At 28.9% G+C, this 16,800-nt stretch carries 14 protein-coding genes and 2 riboswitches; of the genes, 5 read left to right on the forward strand and 9 right to left on the reverse strand.

Going from position 1 to position 16,800, the window contains the following annotated elements; all coding sequences use genetic code 11:
• Positions 1-21: 21 nt before the first annotated feature.
• Positions 22-105, reverse strand: a riboswitch (glycine riboswitch).
• Positions 106-107: 2 nt separating this feature from the next.
• A riboswitch (glycine riboswitch) is annotated at positions 108-186 on the reverse strand.
• Between the two features lie 64 nt (positions 187-250).
• Positions 251-907, reverse strand: coding sequence for an HDIG domain-containing metalloprotein (locus AC2A4K_RS10335; RefSeq protein ID WP_322502410.1), 657 nt, complete (start codon positions 905-907; stop codon positions 251-253).
• Between the two features lie 352 nt (positions 908-1,259).
• Here AC2A4K_RS10335 and AC2A4K_RS10340 point away from each other — a divergent pair, with 352 nt between their 5' ends.
• The 3 genes from AC2A4K_RS10340 to AC2A4K_RS10350 all read left to right on the forward strand — a co-directional run bounded on the left by AC2A4K_RS10340 (position 1,260) and on the right by AC2A4K_RS10350 (position 3,512).
• A complete protein-coding gene (locus tag AC2A4K_RS10340; protein WP_416173342.1) occupies positions 1,260-2,012 on the forward strand; it encodes an ECF transporter S component in 753 nt (250 codons plus the stop codon).
• A 97-nt stretch (positions 2,013-2,109) separates the two neighbouring features.
• Positions 2,110-3,087 (forward strand): P1 family peptidase, encoded by a 978-nt coding sequence (locus AC2A4K_RS10345; protein WP_322502411.1) that lies wholly within the window; start codon positions 2,110-2,112, stop codon positions 3,085-3,087.
• Between the two features lie 245 nt (positions 3,088-3,332).
• Positions 3,333-3,512 (forward strand): alpha/beta-type small acid-soluble spore protein, encoded by a 180-nt coding sequence (locus tag AC2A4K_RS10350; RefSeq protein WP_322502412.1) that lies wholly within the window; start codon positions 3,333-3,335, stop codon positions 3,510-3,512.
• Positions 3,513-3,559: 47 nt separating this feature from the next.
• On the opposite strand, the gene AC2A4K_RS10355 is transcribed toward AC2A4K_RS10350, so the two are convergent.
• From AC2A4K_RS10355 to clpB, 5 genes are all read right to left on the reverse strand, one after another.
• Complete coding sequence (locus tag AC2A4K_RS10355; protein ID WP_322503245.1) at positions 3,560-4,000, reverse strand: gamma-glutamylcyclotransferase family protein; 441 nt, start codon at positions 3,998-4,000, stop codon at positions 3,560-3,562.
• Positions 4,000-4,641, reverse strand: a complete 642-nt coding sequence (gene pcp / locus AC2A4K_RS10360) for a pyroglutamyl-peptidase I (protein ID WP_322502413.1) — start codon at positions 4,639-4,641, stop codon at positions 4,000-4,002. The genes AC2A4K_RS10355 and pcp overlap by 1 nt, the downstream gene beginning before the upstream one ends.
• A gap of 34 nt (positions 4,642-4,675) precedes the next feature.
• Complete coding sequence (locus AC2A4K_RS10365) at positions 4,676-5,605, reverse strand: DUF979 domain-containing protein (RefSeq protein ID WP_322502414.1); 930 nt, start codon at positions 5,603-5,605, stop codon at positions 4,676-4,678.
• Positions 5,606-5,617: 12 nt separating this feature from the next.
• Positions 5,618-6,298: a DUF969 domain-containing protein gene (locus AC2A4K_RS10370; RefSeq protein ID WP_322502415.1), complete on the reverse strand. Its 681-nt coding sequence runs from the start codon at positions 6,296-6,298 to the stop codon at positions 5,618-5,620.
• Positions 6,299-6,542: 244 nt separating this feature from the next.
• Positions 6,543-9,143 (reverse strand): ATP-dependent chaperone ClpB, encoded by a 2,601-nt coding sequence (gene clpB / locus AC2A4K_RS10375; RefSeq protein ID WP_322502416.1) that lies wholly within the window; start codon positions 9,141-9,143, stop codon positions 6,543-6,545.
• A gap of 335 nt (positions 9,144-9,478) precedes the next feature.
• Here clpB and AC2A4K_RS10380 point away from each other — a divergent pair, with 335 nt between their 5' ends.
• The gene (locus AC2A4K_RS10380; RefSeq protein WP_322502417.1) at positions 9,479-11,020 is read left to right on the forward strand and encodes a GTP pyrophosphokinase; all 1,542 of its coding nucleotides are present in this window, start codon (positions 9,479-9,481) and stop codon (positions 11,018-11,020) included.
• 76 nt (positions 11,021-11,096) lie between these two features.
• Positions 11,097-12,527 (forward strand): cardiolipin synthase, encoded by a 1,431-nt coding sequence (gene cls / locus AC2A4K_RS10385; protein WP_322502418.1) that lies wholly within the window; start codon positions 11,097-11,099, stop codon positions 12,525-12,527.
• A 95-nt stretch (positions 12,528-12,622) separates the two neighbouring features.
• On the opposite strand, the gene AC2A4K_RS10390 is transcribed toward cls, so the two are convergent.
• From AC2A4K_RS10390 to hemB, 3 genes are all read right to left on the reverse strand, one after another.
• Positions 12,623-14,239, reverse strand: a complete 1,617-nt coding sequence (locus AC2A4K_RS10390) for an FAD-binding protein (RefSeq protein WP_322502419.1) — start codon at positions 14,237-14,239, stop codon at positions 12,623-12,625.
• Between the two features lie 224 nt (positions 14,240-14,463).
• Complete coding sequence (hemL, locus tag AC2A4K_RS10395) at positions 14,464-15,741, reverse strand: glutamate-1-semialdehyde 2,1-aminomutase (RefSeq protein WP_416173343.1); 1,278 nt, start codon at positions 15,739-15,741, stop codon at positions 14,464-14,466.
• 64 nt (positions 15,742-15,805) lie between these two features.
• Positions 15,806-16,774 carry a porphobilinogen synthase gene (gene hemB / locus AC2A4K_RS10400; protein WP_322502421.1) on the reverse strand — a complete coding sequence of 323 codons (969 nt, stop codon included), beginning with the start codon at positions 16,772-16,774 and terminating at the stop codon, positions 15,806-15,808.
• Positions 16,775-16,800: the final 26 nt, after the last annotated feature.

The following is a 16,800-nucleotide window of genomic DNA, read 5'->3' on the forward strand; positions in this document are numbered from 1 at the left end:
AACTTAAGTAACTAACCTTATCCTCTGTCCTTTTACCTGAGAGTTTCAGTCAAAATAATTTGACCTTGCTCCTTCGGTGCTCTTTTACAAGAGTCTCTCCAGAGGCTCGTCCAGTAACGGTCCTAATACCTGAAAGATTTCCCTCTTCGGTGGATATATAAAATATCACTCTCCCATTACCTTCATCCGAACATATTGAATTTTAATTTATTATAGTCATTATATAGTTATTTAATACAAAAATCAAATACTATTTTTCCAAAATATTTAATTTTTCGTATTTTTTATTAGTTATACTATTTGTCTTTTCAATAAAATCATTTATTGAATTTAAGATTTTTCTCTTTTCCTCTAAACTTTTTTCCCCTCTACCAACTCTATCGCAATATGTTAATAAAGCTATGTCATGTAAATCTGAATTTAAAACCATATCTTTCGGCTTTACAAATGGAAGATTTTTATCTACATAAAGATATGACATGTGATATCTTATTAGATTACTTACATCTATTATAAACTTTTCATCCTCTACTACACTTCTTAGAATATTTTTGGTAATCTCTGCCCCTACTCTATCATGATCATAAGCAGTCCATCTTCCTTTTCTCATCTTAGTAGTATCTTTTTTCCCTATATCATGAAGCAAAGCTGCCCACATAAACTCTCTTTTATTATTAGCAAATTCTTTTAACCTGGCTGCTTCATCCAAAACCTGCAAAGTATGATTCCATACATTACCTTCTGGATGATGTTTCTTTTCCTGCTGAACTTTCTCTAAATCCTTTATTATTTCTAAAAAAGAGTTTTTTAATTCTCCTTCTTCATTCAAAGAAATTAAAAATTTTGATGGAACTTTATCCTCTAAAATATGTTTTTCTAAAATTTCAAATAATTCTCTATCATTCATAATGAACTCCTAAACTTTATATTATAATTTTATTTATTAAATTAACATTAAGTAAAACTTAATGTTTCAACCTAAGATTAATTATATTTTACCACTAATTTTTAAATTCAATTCCTATAATTAATTGTCAGAAAATTACTACTTTATGTTTTCAAATCCAGCAAATGAGCCATTCTGCCTTTTATGGTACTTATATATTTGCACAAATTTTCCTTTTTATATTGAATTACTTAAAAAGATAATGTTAAAATATCACTGTCGGTATTCTAATCTTAGAAGCTGAACTATTTTTACGGTTAAAAATTCAAGAACCGAATTATATCCCAAAGGGAATAAGAACGGAGGAGAGTCAATGAGCGCAGTTTATCAAACTAGACAAAAGACAAGAAAACTAGTAATTATTGGTATGCTATCTGGTATATCAATTTTCCTAGGACTAACAGGATTAGGTTTTATAAAGATTCCACCTGTTAACGCTACTATTATGCATATTCCTGTTATAATAGGTGCTATTATTGAAGGACCAATTGTAGGAGGATTAATAGGACTAGTGTTTGGATTATTTTCTATGTACCAAGCCTTTACGGCACCAATGCCAACTAGTTTTATGTTTTGGAACCCTATTATAGCTTTAGTTCCTAGAATTCTTATAGGTGTAGTAAGTTACTACGTATATGCATCTATGATTAAGGGAGCTAAAAAGAATTTAAAAGCTACAACCTTTATAAGTTCTCTTGTTTTAGGACTACTTTTATTTGTGAGCTTATCAGCTTTAACAGAATCTTTACTAATATCAGCTATAATAGGAGCTTTATTCTTTGCAATTAGTATGCTTATTATGCTTAAATTTAAGCATAAAAATAAAGAGGAAGCCTTATCTATAGGTACAGCTTCAGTAATCGGAACCCTAGTAAATACTGTTGGTGTACTTGGTTTAACATATGTTTTCTATTTAGAAAGATATGCTTCTGCTTTAGGAATATCTGAGCATGCTGCTAAATTAACTTTAGCAGGAATAGGTATAACAAATGGAATACCTGAGGCTTTTATATCTGCCTTAATATCCATACCTGTTATACTTGGAGTTAGAAAAATATTAAAATAATTTTATAAATATGTTTTAGCGTATAGCTTAATAAAGTTATACGCTAAAACTTTATTCAATTGCTGGTAAAGGTTTAATAATGTGAGGTGTATATTATATGTTTGAAATAAAAATTACTGATATTGAGGGATTTAAGTTAGGACATGCACAGAATTTTGAAGGTGCTACTGGATGTACAGTTTTAACCTGTGAAGAAGGAGCTTCTGGTGGTGTTGATGTACGTGGTGGTGCTCCAGGTACTAGAGAAACAGATCTTTTAAATCCAATGGAAATGGTTGATAAAATTCATGCTGTTGTATTATCTGGTGGTTCTGCCTTTGGATTAGATGCTTGTTCTGGAGTCATGGAATACTTAGAAAATAAAAATGTTGGCTTTGATGTAGGTGTAGCTAAAGTTCCTATAGTATGTGGTGCTGTTTTGTTTGATCTAGTATGTGGAAGTTCTAAAATAAGACCTAATAAAGAAATGGGATTAGAAGCTTGCATTAATGCTGAGAACTATGATGATTCTAAAAATGGTAATATAGGTTGTGGTACTGGTGCCACCGTAGGTAAGGCCATAAATCCAAAACTTGCAATGAAAGGTGGTTTTGGAAGCTATGCCGTGCAAGTTGGTGACTTAAAAGTTGGTGCTATTGTTGGAGTTAATAGTCTTGGAGATATTGTTGATCCAAATAATAATAATAAAATCATTGCAGGTGGATTAAGTGAAGATATGAAATCCTTCATTAACACAGAGGAAAGTTTAATAGGCAACTATGCAAATCCTAAAAATGCTTTTAAAGGTAATACCACTATAGGTGCCATAGTCACTAATGGAAAGTTTACTAAAGCTCAAGCTAATAAAATTGCTTCTATGGCTCAAAATGGTTTTGGAAGAACCATAAGACCAGCTCATACTATGTTTGATGGAGATACAATTTTCACACTTTCTTCAAATAAGGTAGATGCTGATATAAATGTTGTTGGTCTTTTAGCTGCTCAAGTTATGGAAAGAGCTATTATTAAGGCAGTAAAAGAGGCAGATACTTGTCATGGCTTCCTAGCTTATAAGGATTTAAAATTTGATGTATAATATTTTTAACTCAAGCAGATAATATTTCTGTTTGAGTTTTTTATTTGATTTATTATAATATTTAAATCACCAGATAGGCTATTAAAATAATTTTATCATTTTATTCCAAAACATGTCTTTTAATCCTCCAATGGATATAAGTTTATAGTTTATTAACTCCATTTCTGCACATCATAATATCGAAAGGAAAAGAAAACTTATCCTTTCAAAAAAAATCTCATTTAACTTAAAAGGAGGAATTCAAAATGGCACAATTAGTTCCAGAAGCAAAAAACGGATTAGCAAAATTTAAGAATGAGGTAGCAAATGAAATGGGAGTACCATTCTCAGATTACAATGGTGACCTAAGCTCAAAACAATGCGGAAGCGTTGGTGGAGAAATGGTTAAAAGAATGGTTCAACAATACGAACAATCAATGAAATAATAAAAAAGAGTAGAAGGTAAGAACTTTCTTACCTTCTACTCTTTTCTTTAAGAAACCTTTTTAAGCATAAAGTTTCTCCAGTTTCCATCCTCTATTAAAATGCTATTACTTTCAAACTCTTCTTTATCATTCATTGCATAATAATAAACATAACATTTCTCTGGTGATTTTTTCCCTACAATTTCAACATCCATTTCAACTCTATTATATTCATTATTATTATTATCAATTCCAAAGTAGCCTTCCATAAGATCCATAGAATTTATAACATCTTCATAATCATGAATAGTCATTACTTCTCCATATACAAAGCCATCCCCTTCTAATAAAGCAGGATATCCTTTTTTAGGCATATGATATAAAGTTCCTCTTACTCTTCCTAATTCACTCTTTATAACTTTTCCTTTTAAGTATTTATCATAGTTAAAAAATCCTGTTCTTAAGCTTCCATAAACAAAGATTTTTCTTTTTATCCTAGGTTCTAACATTAGCAAACAGCGCCTCCTATAGTTTTAATATCATTATCATTTAAAACAATAGCTTTTATACTAAGCTCTAATCCTTTTGCTATATCATCAATTGACATAGATGGAGTATTTGGTTTACTTACAACTTGAGCTGGTATATATGGTACATGTATAAATCCTGCTCTTATATTTTTATATTTCTTATTAACCAAATATAAAACGCCGTACATTACATGGTTACAAACAAAAGTTCCTGCTGTGTTAGAAACTGATGCTGGTATACCATTATCCACCATCTCTTTAACCATTGCCTTTATAGGTAAATTACTAAAGTATGCACTTTCTCCATCTTCATATATAGGAATATCTATTGGCTGATTTCCCTCATTATCTTTTATTCTAGCATCATCCATATTTATAGCTACTCTTTCTGGAGTTATGCCAAATCTTCCTCCTGCTTGTCCTATTGATATAACTACATCTGGATTAATCTCGTTTATCTTTTCTTCAATTTTTTCGAGAGATTTTCTAAAAACTGTAGGTATTTCTAATTTAATAACCTCAGCTCCTTCTATATTTTCTGGTATCATCTTAACAGCCTCTAAAGCTGGATTTATACTTTCTCCTCCAAAAGGATCAAATCCTGTAATTAATACTTTCATTCTCATACACTCCTTCTTCTCAATACATAGTTAATTAAAATGCTAAGAAATACATTAATGCTATATGTATCACTAACAAAATTATAGCAAATAAACTTTGACATTTCATAACCACATTCTTGTCTTTTGTCTCTAATAAAGCCGCTGGCATTACATTGAAATTCGCCGCCATTGGTGTTAATAATGTTCCACAGTAACCTGCTGTTAAGGCTAAAGCCCCTGCTATAGCAACATTAGCACCTTGAGCAAATACAAATGGTAATCCTATTCCCACAGTTATAACTGAGAAGGCTGCGAAGGCATTTCCCATTATCATAGTAAATACAGCCATTCCTACACAGTAAGCTGTTACACCAGCTAGTATGTGTCCTTCAGGAATAAAATTAGATATTCCTGATGATATAACATCTCCAACTCCTGCCGCAGTAAATACTGTTCCTAAGGCTGCTAAAAGTTGAGGTAATATACTTGTAGATCCAACTGACTGAACCATTCTATTACTATCTTCTACTAAATGCTTAGGCTTAGCTTTTAATACTACAAATGTTGTTATTACAGCTGCCACGGAAGCTATACCTATAGCGACTGTTCCTGATAAACTTGTAAATTGTGCAATCACTAAAGAACCTATTGCTATTACAATCGAAGGTAAAAAAATCTTATTTTTTAATTTTTTAGCCTGCAGTTCTGCAAAATCTACATTAGGCAGCTTTAAGTTTCCTATATTAACTTGTTTACTTGCAGTTAATACACCTATAACTAAAAGTAAAGCTCCTATTACTACAGGTGGAATGGCTCCTCCAGCTATAAAAATAATTGATAGTATTGTCCAAAAGACTGCCGTTCCTATTCTAGTTTTATGTTCTTTATCTCTTAATGTATCAATTGCCGTATTTAACATTAAAAGACCTACAATTATATAAAAGATTTCAAGTAATACATTAGAAATCACTTCCATATTCATTAGCTTTCACCTCTACTTTACTTCTTCTTTGTTCTTTGATAAGTTTTTACTTAACTTTTTATCCAATAACCTATTTTGTAATACTCCTAGTATTAAAGCTATTATAGCTATTGGCACTGAAGCCTTTGCTATTTCTAAAGTACTAACTCCATATCCTAATTCCTGTAATGTTCCAGCTATTAAAAGAACTCCTGAACTTGCTAAGAATACGTTTTGGCCAAAGAAGTTTCCATAGTTATCCATAGCCGCTGCTGTTCCCTTTATTAAGTCTTCGCTCTTATCGTCTAGCTTTCCATATTTGCTTACAGCTGCTCCTTGAGCCATTGGATTTATAAGAGGTCTTATAAACTGTGCTTGTCCACTTAATCTTAAAGAAACCGCTGTTCCAACTTCTCTTATGAATAAATAACAACTTAAAAGTTTTCCAGTTGACATATTTTTCATATTTTTTATTAAAGTTATAGCTCTTTCTTTTAAACCAAATCTCTCACACATACCGATTACAGGTAAGGTCAAAATAAATAAAGTCATATGTCTTTGACTTACAAAAGTTGAACCTAATTTTTCTAATATTTCATATACACTCATGTCTGCTACTAATCCAGTAGCTAAACCAGCAACTAACACAACAGCTATAGTATCAAATTTTAGTGCAAATCCTATTATTACGATTAATATTCCTATTAGTTCCAATATTATCTCCCCTTTTCAATTTATCATCTTAATACCATTAAAATTTTTATTTCGTTATTTTAAAATTATTATAACCATAAATTTATCAATTTTCTACAGTTTTTTATGAATATTTTTAAAATTATCTATATTTTTATTATCATTTTAATTTTGTTATTAATTTATTTAAAGTTTATTCAAAATTTAAACAAACAAAAAAAAAGAAACCATAGGTCTAAACCTATAATTTCTTTTAATTAATATTCTATTTTCTAGAAACTATAATTTTTCCATCTTCTCCATCTACTAAAGCAATAGATCCATCATAAATTTCTCCAGAAATTATCTTCTTAGCAATTTTAGTTTCTAATACATTACTTATATATCTCTTTAATGGTCTAGCTCCATATACTGGATCATATCCTTCTTCAGCTAATATATCTTTAGCTGTATTAGTAACTTCAAGAGTTATATTTCTTTCTTTTAATCTATTTTCAACACCTTTTAAGAAGATATCTATAATTTTCTTAATACCTTCACTACTTAAAGGTCTAAACATTATGATTTCATCTACTCTGTTTAAGAACTCTGGTTTGAATCTTAATTTCATTTCATTCATAACATTTTCTCTAATATCTTCTTCTATACCTTCAGTAGATTTATTTTCTAATAAGTAGCTACTTCCTATATTAGAAGTCATAATTATTATAGTATTCTTAAAGTCAACAGTTTTACCTTTGTTATCTGTTAATCTACCGTCATCTAATATTTGAAGGAATAGGTTAAATACGTCATCATGAGCTTTTTCTATTTCATCAAATAATATTACTGAATATGGGTTTCTTCTAACAGCCTCTGTTAATTGACCACCTTCTTCATATCCAACATATCCTGGAGGAGGGCCTATTAATCTAGATACAGCATGTTTTTCCATGTATTCAGACATATCTATTCTAATAATATTATCTTCACTATCAAATAAGTCTCTTGCTAAAGTTTTTGCAAGTTCTGTTTTACCAACACCAGTAGGTCCTAAGAATATAAATGATCCTATTGGTTTTCTTTCATCTTTAAGACCTGCTCTAGCTCTTATTACTGCATTAGCAACAGCAGTTGTAGCTTCATCTTGACCAATTACTCTTTTTCTTAAATCTTCTTCTAATCTTAAAAGTTTTTCTCTTTGACTTTCAACTAATTTTGTAACAGGAATTCCAGTCCATTTTGAAATTATTTCTGAAATTTCATTTTCAGTAACTTCTTCTTTTAATAATGCATTATCATTATCTTTTTCCATGTGAACTTCTTGTTCTTTTATTTGACGTTCAAGCTCTGGAATTCTACCATATTTAAGTTCTGCAACTTTATTTAAATCATATTCTCTTTCATATTTTTCAACTAATCCTCTTGCTTCATCTAAGTTAGCTTTTAAATCTCTAATTGCTGAAATATGAGCTTTTTCTTTTTCATATTTAATTGTCATTTCATCATTTTTATTTTGAAGATCAGCAAGTTCTTTTTCTAATGCAACTAATCTATCTTTAGATGCTTCATCGCTTTCTTTTGATAAGGCTTCTTTTTCAGTTTCAAGCATTAAAATCTTTCTTCTTAAAATATCTAACTCAGTTGGAAGAGAGTCTATCTCACTTCTTACCATAGCACCAGCTTCGTCTATTAAATCTATAGCTTTATCTGGTAAATATCTATCTTGAATATATCTATGAGAAAGTTTTGCCGCAGCTACTATTGCTGAGTCATGGATTCTAATTCCATGGTGAATTTCAAATCTTTCTTTTAATCCTCTTAAAATTGATATAGTTTCTTCAACTGTTGGTTCTTCAACTATAATTGGTTGGAATCTTCTTTCTAAAGCTTTATCTTTTTCAATATATTGTCTATATTCATCAAAGGTTGTAGCTCCTATACAATGTAGTTCTCCTCTTGCAAGCATTGGTTTAATTAAGTTTCCTGCATCCATTGCACCATCTGTTTTACCAGCACCTACAATTGTGTGAATTTCATCTATGAATAAAAGAATTTTCCCTTCTGAACTTTGAACTTCTTTTAATACAGCTTTTAATCTTTCTTCAAATTCTCCTCTGTATTTTGCACCAGCTATTAAAGCTCCCATATCTAATGAAATGATAACTTTTTCTTTTAATCCTTCTGGTACATCTCCTCTTACAATTCTCTCAGCTAGTCCTTCAACTATAGCAGTTTTACCTACTCCAGGTTCCCCTATTAGTATTGGATTATTTTTAGTTTTTCTTGAAAGAATTCTAACGGCTCTTCTTATTTCTTCATCTCTTCCTATAACAGGATCTAATTTATGTTGTTTTGCAAGTTCTATTAAATTAGTTCCGTATTTATCTAATGCTTCATAAGTTCCTTCTGGATCTTGTGAGTCAACTCTTTGACTTCCTCTAACTTCATTTAAAACTTTTAGGAATCCATCTTTAGTTATATTATATTTTCTTAAGATTTCTCCTACAGCTCCATTTTTATCTATATCCATTATTGCAAGCATTACATGCTCAACACTTATATATGAATCCTCAAATTGTTTTGAGATTTCTTCTGCTTTTATTAATACTTCATTTATTCTTCTTGTTGCAGTCACTCCTGATGATTGAGCTGCTTCACCTAAAACCTTAGGCATTCTATCTATTTGAACATGAATGTCTCTTTTTAATGACTCAATATTAACACCCATTTTTTCAAATATATTAGGAATTAGACCATCTTTTTGATTCACTAATGCTGAAAATAAGTGAATTACATCTAGTTGTTGATTATTATATTTAACTGCAATTTCATAAGCATCATTTAAGCTTTGTTGTACTCTTAATGTCATTTTATCTGCATTCATTTTATCACCTCAATATTCTCTTGTTTGTATCTTATGTAATAATAATACTATAATAGTCAAAGAAAGTCAAAGTCTATTTTTAACTTTTAATTTTTTTCCTATTATCTTAATTAATAAGCTCTTTTCTTTATAAACTATTACTTAATAATAATTTATATTAATAATTTTTAAACTAATCCCCTATTTAAATAAGAAAATATATTTTTATTTCAAAAAAATAGCAAAATTATAAATATATTATTTTAAATTCCTATATTGTTATCCTTAATATATGTTGATATTATTAAACTATACTGACTTTAACAACTTTAACTAATAAGGATGGTGTTTTAAATTTGGAATTAAAAGTTTTTGAATTTACTAAAAGTACTTTGGAATTACTTAAGGATATAAAAAAGGAACTTGCATATAGTGCAAATCTATTAGATGATTTTTTCTATTCCTTACTAGAAAATTCTTGTGAAGGTTTTTTTAATATATCAACTAGAGTAAAATCAGCTTCAAGCTTAAGAGAAAAGATAATAAGACATAATTATTATCTAAAATATGAATCTTCTAAAGATTTATTTGAAAATTTATCTGATTTAATAGGAGTAAGGATAGAATGTAGATTTATAGAAGATGAGGAGCATATTTTTAAATTCATAAGAACAGTTTTTAACTGTATTAATGAAGATGGTTTCTCTTATTCATCTCAAAGTCCTAATATATTTTTAGATTTAAATGAGCATCAGCCTTTAAAACAAAAGAATGGTTTTGAATTATATAGAATAGATGGTTTTATTATTAATGAAGGAGAAAAATTTAACTTTGAACTTCAAATAAAATCAATGGTAAATAATTTTTGGGGAGAAATAGAACATAAAATCATCTATAAAAATTATAATATGATTTTAGGTGATAAGTTTTATAAAAATATACTTCATTCTATTAAAAACAACTTATGCCTAATAGATAATCAACTCCTTACAATATTTAATCATGTTAATTCCAACATGGATAATGCTCCTGGTATGGGAATTAAAAAAGAAGGTATAGAACTTCTTTTATCTAAAATGATTTATGATATCTATTCTTCTAAAGTAAAAAATGAATTAGGAATATCAGTTGACTTTAGAAATGCATGCGATATAATAATTGATTACATATTTACAAAAAATAATTGTAATACCTCTCAAGAGTACTACACCGCTTTTATAGATACTTCTGTAAGATTAAATGAGGTATTTAAAAATTCTATTTCTTTTAAAAACGAATTATCTATTGGAAAAGAACCTTTAGATTTTGATTCAGATTTTTCTATTTCTGTAGGAAATAAATTGGCTCATGCAATGAACTATGATTTTCACTGGAATCTATTTTTTAAAATATTATTTGAAATAGAACCTGGTAATAATAGAGAAGACTTCTATTCATTTATAAGCTATTTAGAAACTATTTTTTCTAAAAGAGATTCTTATTTGAATCTATATTTAACCTTCTCATCTGATGAAGTTTCTATGATAAAGGAAGATATTTTAAGTGCTTTAAGCAAGGCATTTTTAGAAATTGATTCTTTAAAATTCATATATAGAGATAAGCTTTCAGAAATATTTAATGCTCTTGATGAGCATGTTAAATTCTTATGTGAAAATATTAAGTCTTATGAGGATTATTCAGATCATAAATACTTATATACAGAATATCTTTACCTTAACGTATTAAGTATTTTTAATGCTGATATAAATATAAATTCAATTATTGAATTTGTTAATGAATTAAAAAATAGTAAGTGTAAACTTAGAATAAGCTATAAAGGAATTAAATTACTAGCTTCAAATAACATTAATTCTCCAATTAACACATGTGAACTTTTAGAACAAATTTATATTAGATAATCAATAATTAAAATATCAGTCCACATAAATTTAATTATTGGACTGATATTTTTTCATATACAAAGGAGGAATTTTTATGCACTTTTTTTTAAGCGCAATATTTTTAATAAATATTGTATTCATATTATCAATTATATTTCTTGAAAGGAAAAATCCCGCAACTACTTGGGCTTGGATTTTAATTCTAACATTTTTACCTATAATAGGATTTATTATTTATATTCTTTTTGGTCAAAATATAACACGTGAAAAAAACTTTAATAAAAAAATCACAGATGATAAAACAAAGCAAAAATACTTAAATGAGTTTAAAAAGCATTTCAAATTAGATGATATTTCTTTGAAATATAAAGATCTAATAATGATGAACTTTAATAATGATAACTCAACTTATACTCAACGTAATGATATAGACTTATATTTTGATGCTCACAGACTTTTTGAAGAGATGATAAAGGAAGTAAAACAAGCAAAAGAGTTTATTCATATGGAATTTTATATTTTTAAAAGCGATGAAATTGGTAAAAAAGTATTAAAAGCCTTAACAGAAAAAGCTAAAGAGGGGGTTGAGGTAAAACTACTAGTAGACTCCATAGGTAACTCTATAGAAAAAAAATATATAGATGACTTTAAGGCTGCTGGTGGTGAGTTTAAAGTATTCTTTCCTGGCTTTTGCAAATATATAAACCTAAGAATAAACTATAGAAACCATAGAAAAATACTTGTTATAGATAGAAAAGTAGCTTTTCTAGGTGGATTTAATATTGGTGATGAATACCTTGGAAGAGATAAAAAAATAGGTTATTGGCGTGATACTCATACTAAAATAAAGGGACTTGTAATAAATGATTTAGAAGGGAGATTCCTTCTTGACTGGAGTTATGCTAACGATTCAGATTTAAATATAGCCCTTAAAAAGTACTTCATACATCCTAATTCTTTAGATGTACCAGATAAAATTATTGGAGCTCAAATAGTTTCCTCAGGTCCTGACCATGTTGAACAACAGATTAAAAATGGTTATTTTAAAATTATAAATTCAGCAAAGAAAAATTTATTTATACAAACTCCATATTTTGTACTAGATGAACCTATGCTTGAGGCCTTAAGGCTTTCAGCATTATCCGGAGTTGATGTTAAAATAATGCTTCCTGGAAACCCTGACCATAAATTTATGGGATGGATAGCTAATTCATATTTTGAATCTTTATTAAAATCAGGTGCAAAAATTTATCTATACCAAAAGGGTTTTTTACATGCTAAAACGATAGTAGCGGACTCCTCTATATGCAGTATAGGAACTGCTAATATGGATATTAGAAGCTTTTCTTTAAACTTTGAAAGTAATATATTTATATACAACGAAGAACTTTCAAAAGCTATGGAAGATCAATTCTTTAAAGATTTAGAATTCTGTGAGAGAGTTACTCTTGAAAAATTTGAAAAACGTTCTATTGTATCAAAAGTTGGTGAATCCGTAATAAGATTGGTTTCTCCTTTAATGTAATAAAAAAATACAGCATATATAAAAATATATGCTGTATTTTTATTTCTCTTTAATTCTAAACTTTTAAATTATCTTAAATTAAATAAAAAAATTCATTATTCTTCTTTAAAATACACTTCAATGTCATCCTTTAATTCGACCATTATCATTTTATCCATATTTTCATTTATATTTGGATAATCACTTCTATAATGAGATCCCCTACTTTCTTTTCTAAGATCAATTGCTTTTAGTATAGCTTTACACAATAATATATTATTTTCTAACCTATATGAATTCCTTACACTTTCAATATTAATATCTTTCTTATATATAAATTCCTTAGACATTTTATTTAATTTTGAAATTGCATTTTTTACACCTATTTCATTTTTTTCTATCATTGCATTTTTAAACATTATTTCTTGAACTTCTGAAATAAGTTCTTCTGCCCTATCTATCTCATATAGTTCAAATTCTACTTCATCTTTATCACTTAAGTTTTTATTTTCAGCATACCTACTGGCACTTTCTCCAGCTATCTTTCCAAAAACAAGACCATTCGCTGTAGATAATCCACCTATTCTATCTGCACCATGCATACCTCCAGTGCACTCTCCTGCTGCAAATAATCCATTTATCTTTGTTTCTGCTTTTTTGCTTATGCTAATTCCACCGTTTGCTGCATGAAAGAATATTCCAATATTTATTTGATCCTCTATAGTAAGACTCTTATTTTCTTTTAACCACTTGAAATAGACTTCAATAAATTCTGGCATATTATCTTTCAAACTATCTTTATATCTAACAGCGACTCCATTTTTATTTTTCATAAACTCCTTAAATATAGCATAATCAATATCTTTAGAGGTTAATCTTGAAGTAAAAGGTCCATAAGTTGATCTTTCCTGAAGCTTTTCTTCTAAATTTTTAAATATACTTTCACCTATTTCATTTCTAGCCTCTATATATTTAAATGTCTTTTCATTAAATATAGTCTTCGGACATGGTTTTATATATCCTGGCATCATTTGCATAAATTCTATATTAACCAATTTACACCCCGCTTTTAATGCTAAGGACTGTCCCATGCCTGTTATATCACTAGTATTTAATCTATATTTAAATAATCCACCTATTCCTCCTGAGGCAATTACAAGTGCTTTACATTTTATAAACTCAAGTTTATTCAACTTACTAATAACGATTACACCAGAAACATTATTATTTTCTATTACTATATCAATTACCTCTGAAAAAGGATATTTTTCAACTTTATTGCTTTCTAATTTCTCATTTAAAATTTTCTTTGCACTTTCAAATAAAATTCCATTCCAATTTCTATTTTTATGATCAAAGCACGGAATAAATTCCTTTTCTCCTGCATTATTAGCTTGTTTAAGTTTAACATTCATTTCTTTTAATGACTCTATACTTGGATTGATATTTTTCACAAAAATCTCTACTAATTCTCTATCTATAACATTACAGCCAACTTCTTTAATTGTATTAGCTAAATCTTCTTCATCAATTTCATTTTCTGGTCCTATTAATCCTAATCCCCATGTGCCAGGATAAAAACTTGAACCTGAAAATATATTTGCACTACTTGCAATTATTACTCTTTGTCCATTATTGGATGCTTGAATTGCAGCCATAATTCCTGCAATCCCAGCTCCCATTACAAAAACATCACATTCTTTAACTTTTTTCAATTTCATTTTTTCTCTCATAAAAAATCCTCACATTAATTAAATTTCATATACCCTTTATTTATTATTCATTTTCTAAAATTAATTTTTCTTTATTTAAAAATTAAGCTCTGTTTTAAACTAGTGTTGATTTATAGATATAGGTGTCCAACTATCTTAATTAGCAATATAAACTCTTTATGAAACTAAGTTAGTTCTTACTATATCTAAAAATCAACATTCATTTAAAACAAAGCTAAAAATTATTATCCTTCAAAACTTTCAAAAGCTTCTAAGAATTTATCTATATGTTCTTCTGTATGCTTTACACTTAAAAACATAGCTTCAAATTGTGATGGTGGTATGTTAAATCCATTTTCTAACATATGTAAGAAATATCTCTTAAATCTTTCTCCATCACAAGTTTTTACATCATCATAAGAAGTAACTTCTTTTAAATCAGTAAAGAATAAAGTCATCATTCCACCTTGTCTATTAACAACAAGACCTATACCTTTTTTCTTTGCTATCTCAAGAACACCTTTTTCAAGCTTTTCTCCTATTTTTTCAATATGTTCATAATAGGATGGATTATCATGAAGCTTATTAACAGTAGCAAGCCCTGCACTCATTACTATTGGATTTCCTGACATTGTTCCAGCTTGATAAACTCCTCCTAATGGTGATAAGTTTTCCATTATCTCTCTTCTTCCACCATATGCACCACAAGGTAGTCCACCCCCCATTATTTTAGCATAAGTAACTAAATCTGGCTTAACATCAAATAAAGTTTGTGCTCCTTTATAAGCTACTCTAAATCCGCACATAACCTCATCAAATATAAGAAGTGATCCATATTTATCACATAACTCTCTAAGTTTTCTCATAAACTTAGGATTACACTTAACAACTCCCATATTTCCTGCAACTGGCTCTATTATTACTCCCGCAATATCATTTCCGTACTTTTCAAATAAATCTTCAACTTGCTTTTCATTATTGTATATTCCTATTAAAGTATTTTTTATACTTTCTTCTGGAACACCTAAACAGCCTGGAATTCCTTCTGTTAATACTCCAGAACCGGCTTCTATTAAAAATCCATCAAAGTGTCCATGATAGCATCCTGCAAATTTAATTATTTTGTCTTTCTTTGTATATCCTCTAGCTAACTTTACAGCACTCATAGTAGCTTCTGTACCTGAGTTTACCATTCTTATCATATCAACATTATCTAATGTTTCACATAGAAGCTTAGCTAAATCTAACTCTAATTTTGTTGAAGCACCAAAAGCTATACTTTCCTCTGAAGTTTTCTTTATTGCTTCCACTACATCTTCATCACAATGGCCTAATATCATTGGTCCCCAAGCTAAGACAAAGTCAATATATTCATTTCCATTCTCGTCCTTTATCATAGCTCCTTTACCACTTTTTATTATTGGAGGATTTATTCCTACACTTCCGAAAGATCTTACAGGACTATTAACTCCACCTGGCATATATTTTTTTGATTCTTCAAATATTTCTTTATTTCTGTCCATATTCATTCTCCTAACCATAAGATTGTTAATCAAATCCTTGATTTCATTATATTATAGTTTAAAACTATTTTTCTTGTAACCATCTAGCAGCTTCTATAGCATAATAAGTTATTATCATGTCTGCTCCTGCTCTCTTCATTGATAGAAGCATTTCTAAGGCAACTTGTTTTTCATTTATAAGTCCAAGCTTAGCTGCTGCTTTAACCATAGCAAACTCACCACTTACATTATAAACACAAACTGGCACATCTACTTTACTTCTAACTTCCTTAACAATATCTAAATATGATAAGGCAGGTTTAACCATAACTATATCTGCGCCCTCTTCTATATCCTGTTCTACTTCTTTTATTGCTTCTCTTGAGTTTGCAGGATCCATTTGATAAGTTTTTCTATCTCCAAATTGAGGTGCTGAATTAGCTGCTTCTCTAAAAGGACCATAAAAAGCTGAGCAATATTTTGCAGAATAGCTCATTATTCCAACATTAACAAATCCAGCTTCATCTAAAGCGTTTCTCATAGATAATATTCTTCCATCCATCATATCTGAAGGAGCCACCATATGAGCACCAGCTTTTGCATGTGAAACTGCTATTTTATCTAAGAAACTTAAAGTTTTATCATTATCTACATCTTCTCCATTGATTATTCCACAATGACCATGACTTGTGTATTCACACATACAAACATCAGTTATTACTAATAAATTCTCATAGTCCTCTCTTAATTTTCTAATAGCTTTTTGAACAATTCCTTCATCAGAATATGCTTCTGATCCACAAGCATCCTTATGCTCTGGAAGACCAAAGATAATAACACCTTTTATATTTAATTCTACAACTTCATCAACTATTTCATTTAATCTATCTAAAGATACATGATAGTTTCCTGGTAAAGAACTTATCTCCTCTTTTATGTTGTTTCCTTCAACTACAAATATAGGAAATATGAAATCATTAGCTGTTAGAGTATTTTCTCTAACAAGGTCTCTCATTTCCTTATTTATTCTAAGTCTTCTTCCTCTCTTTATCATAATCTTTCCTCCTAATTTGTTTGTGA

The sequence above is a fragment of the Clostridium sp. LIBA-8841 genome, assembly GCF_057782475.1.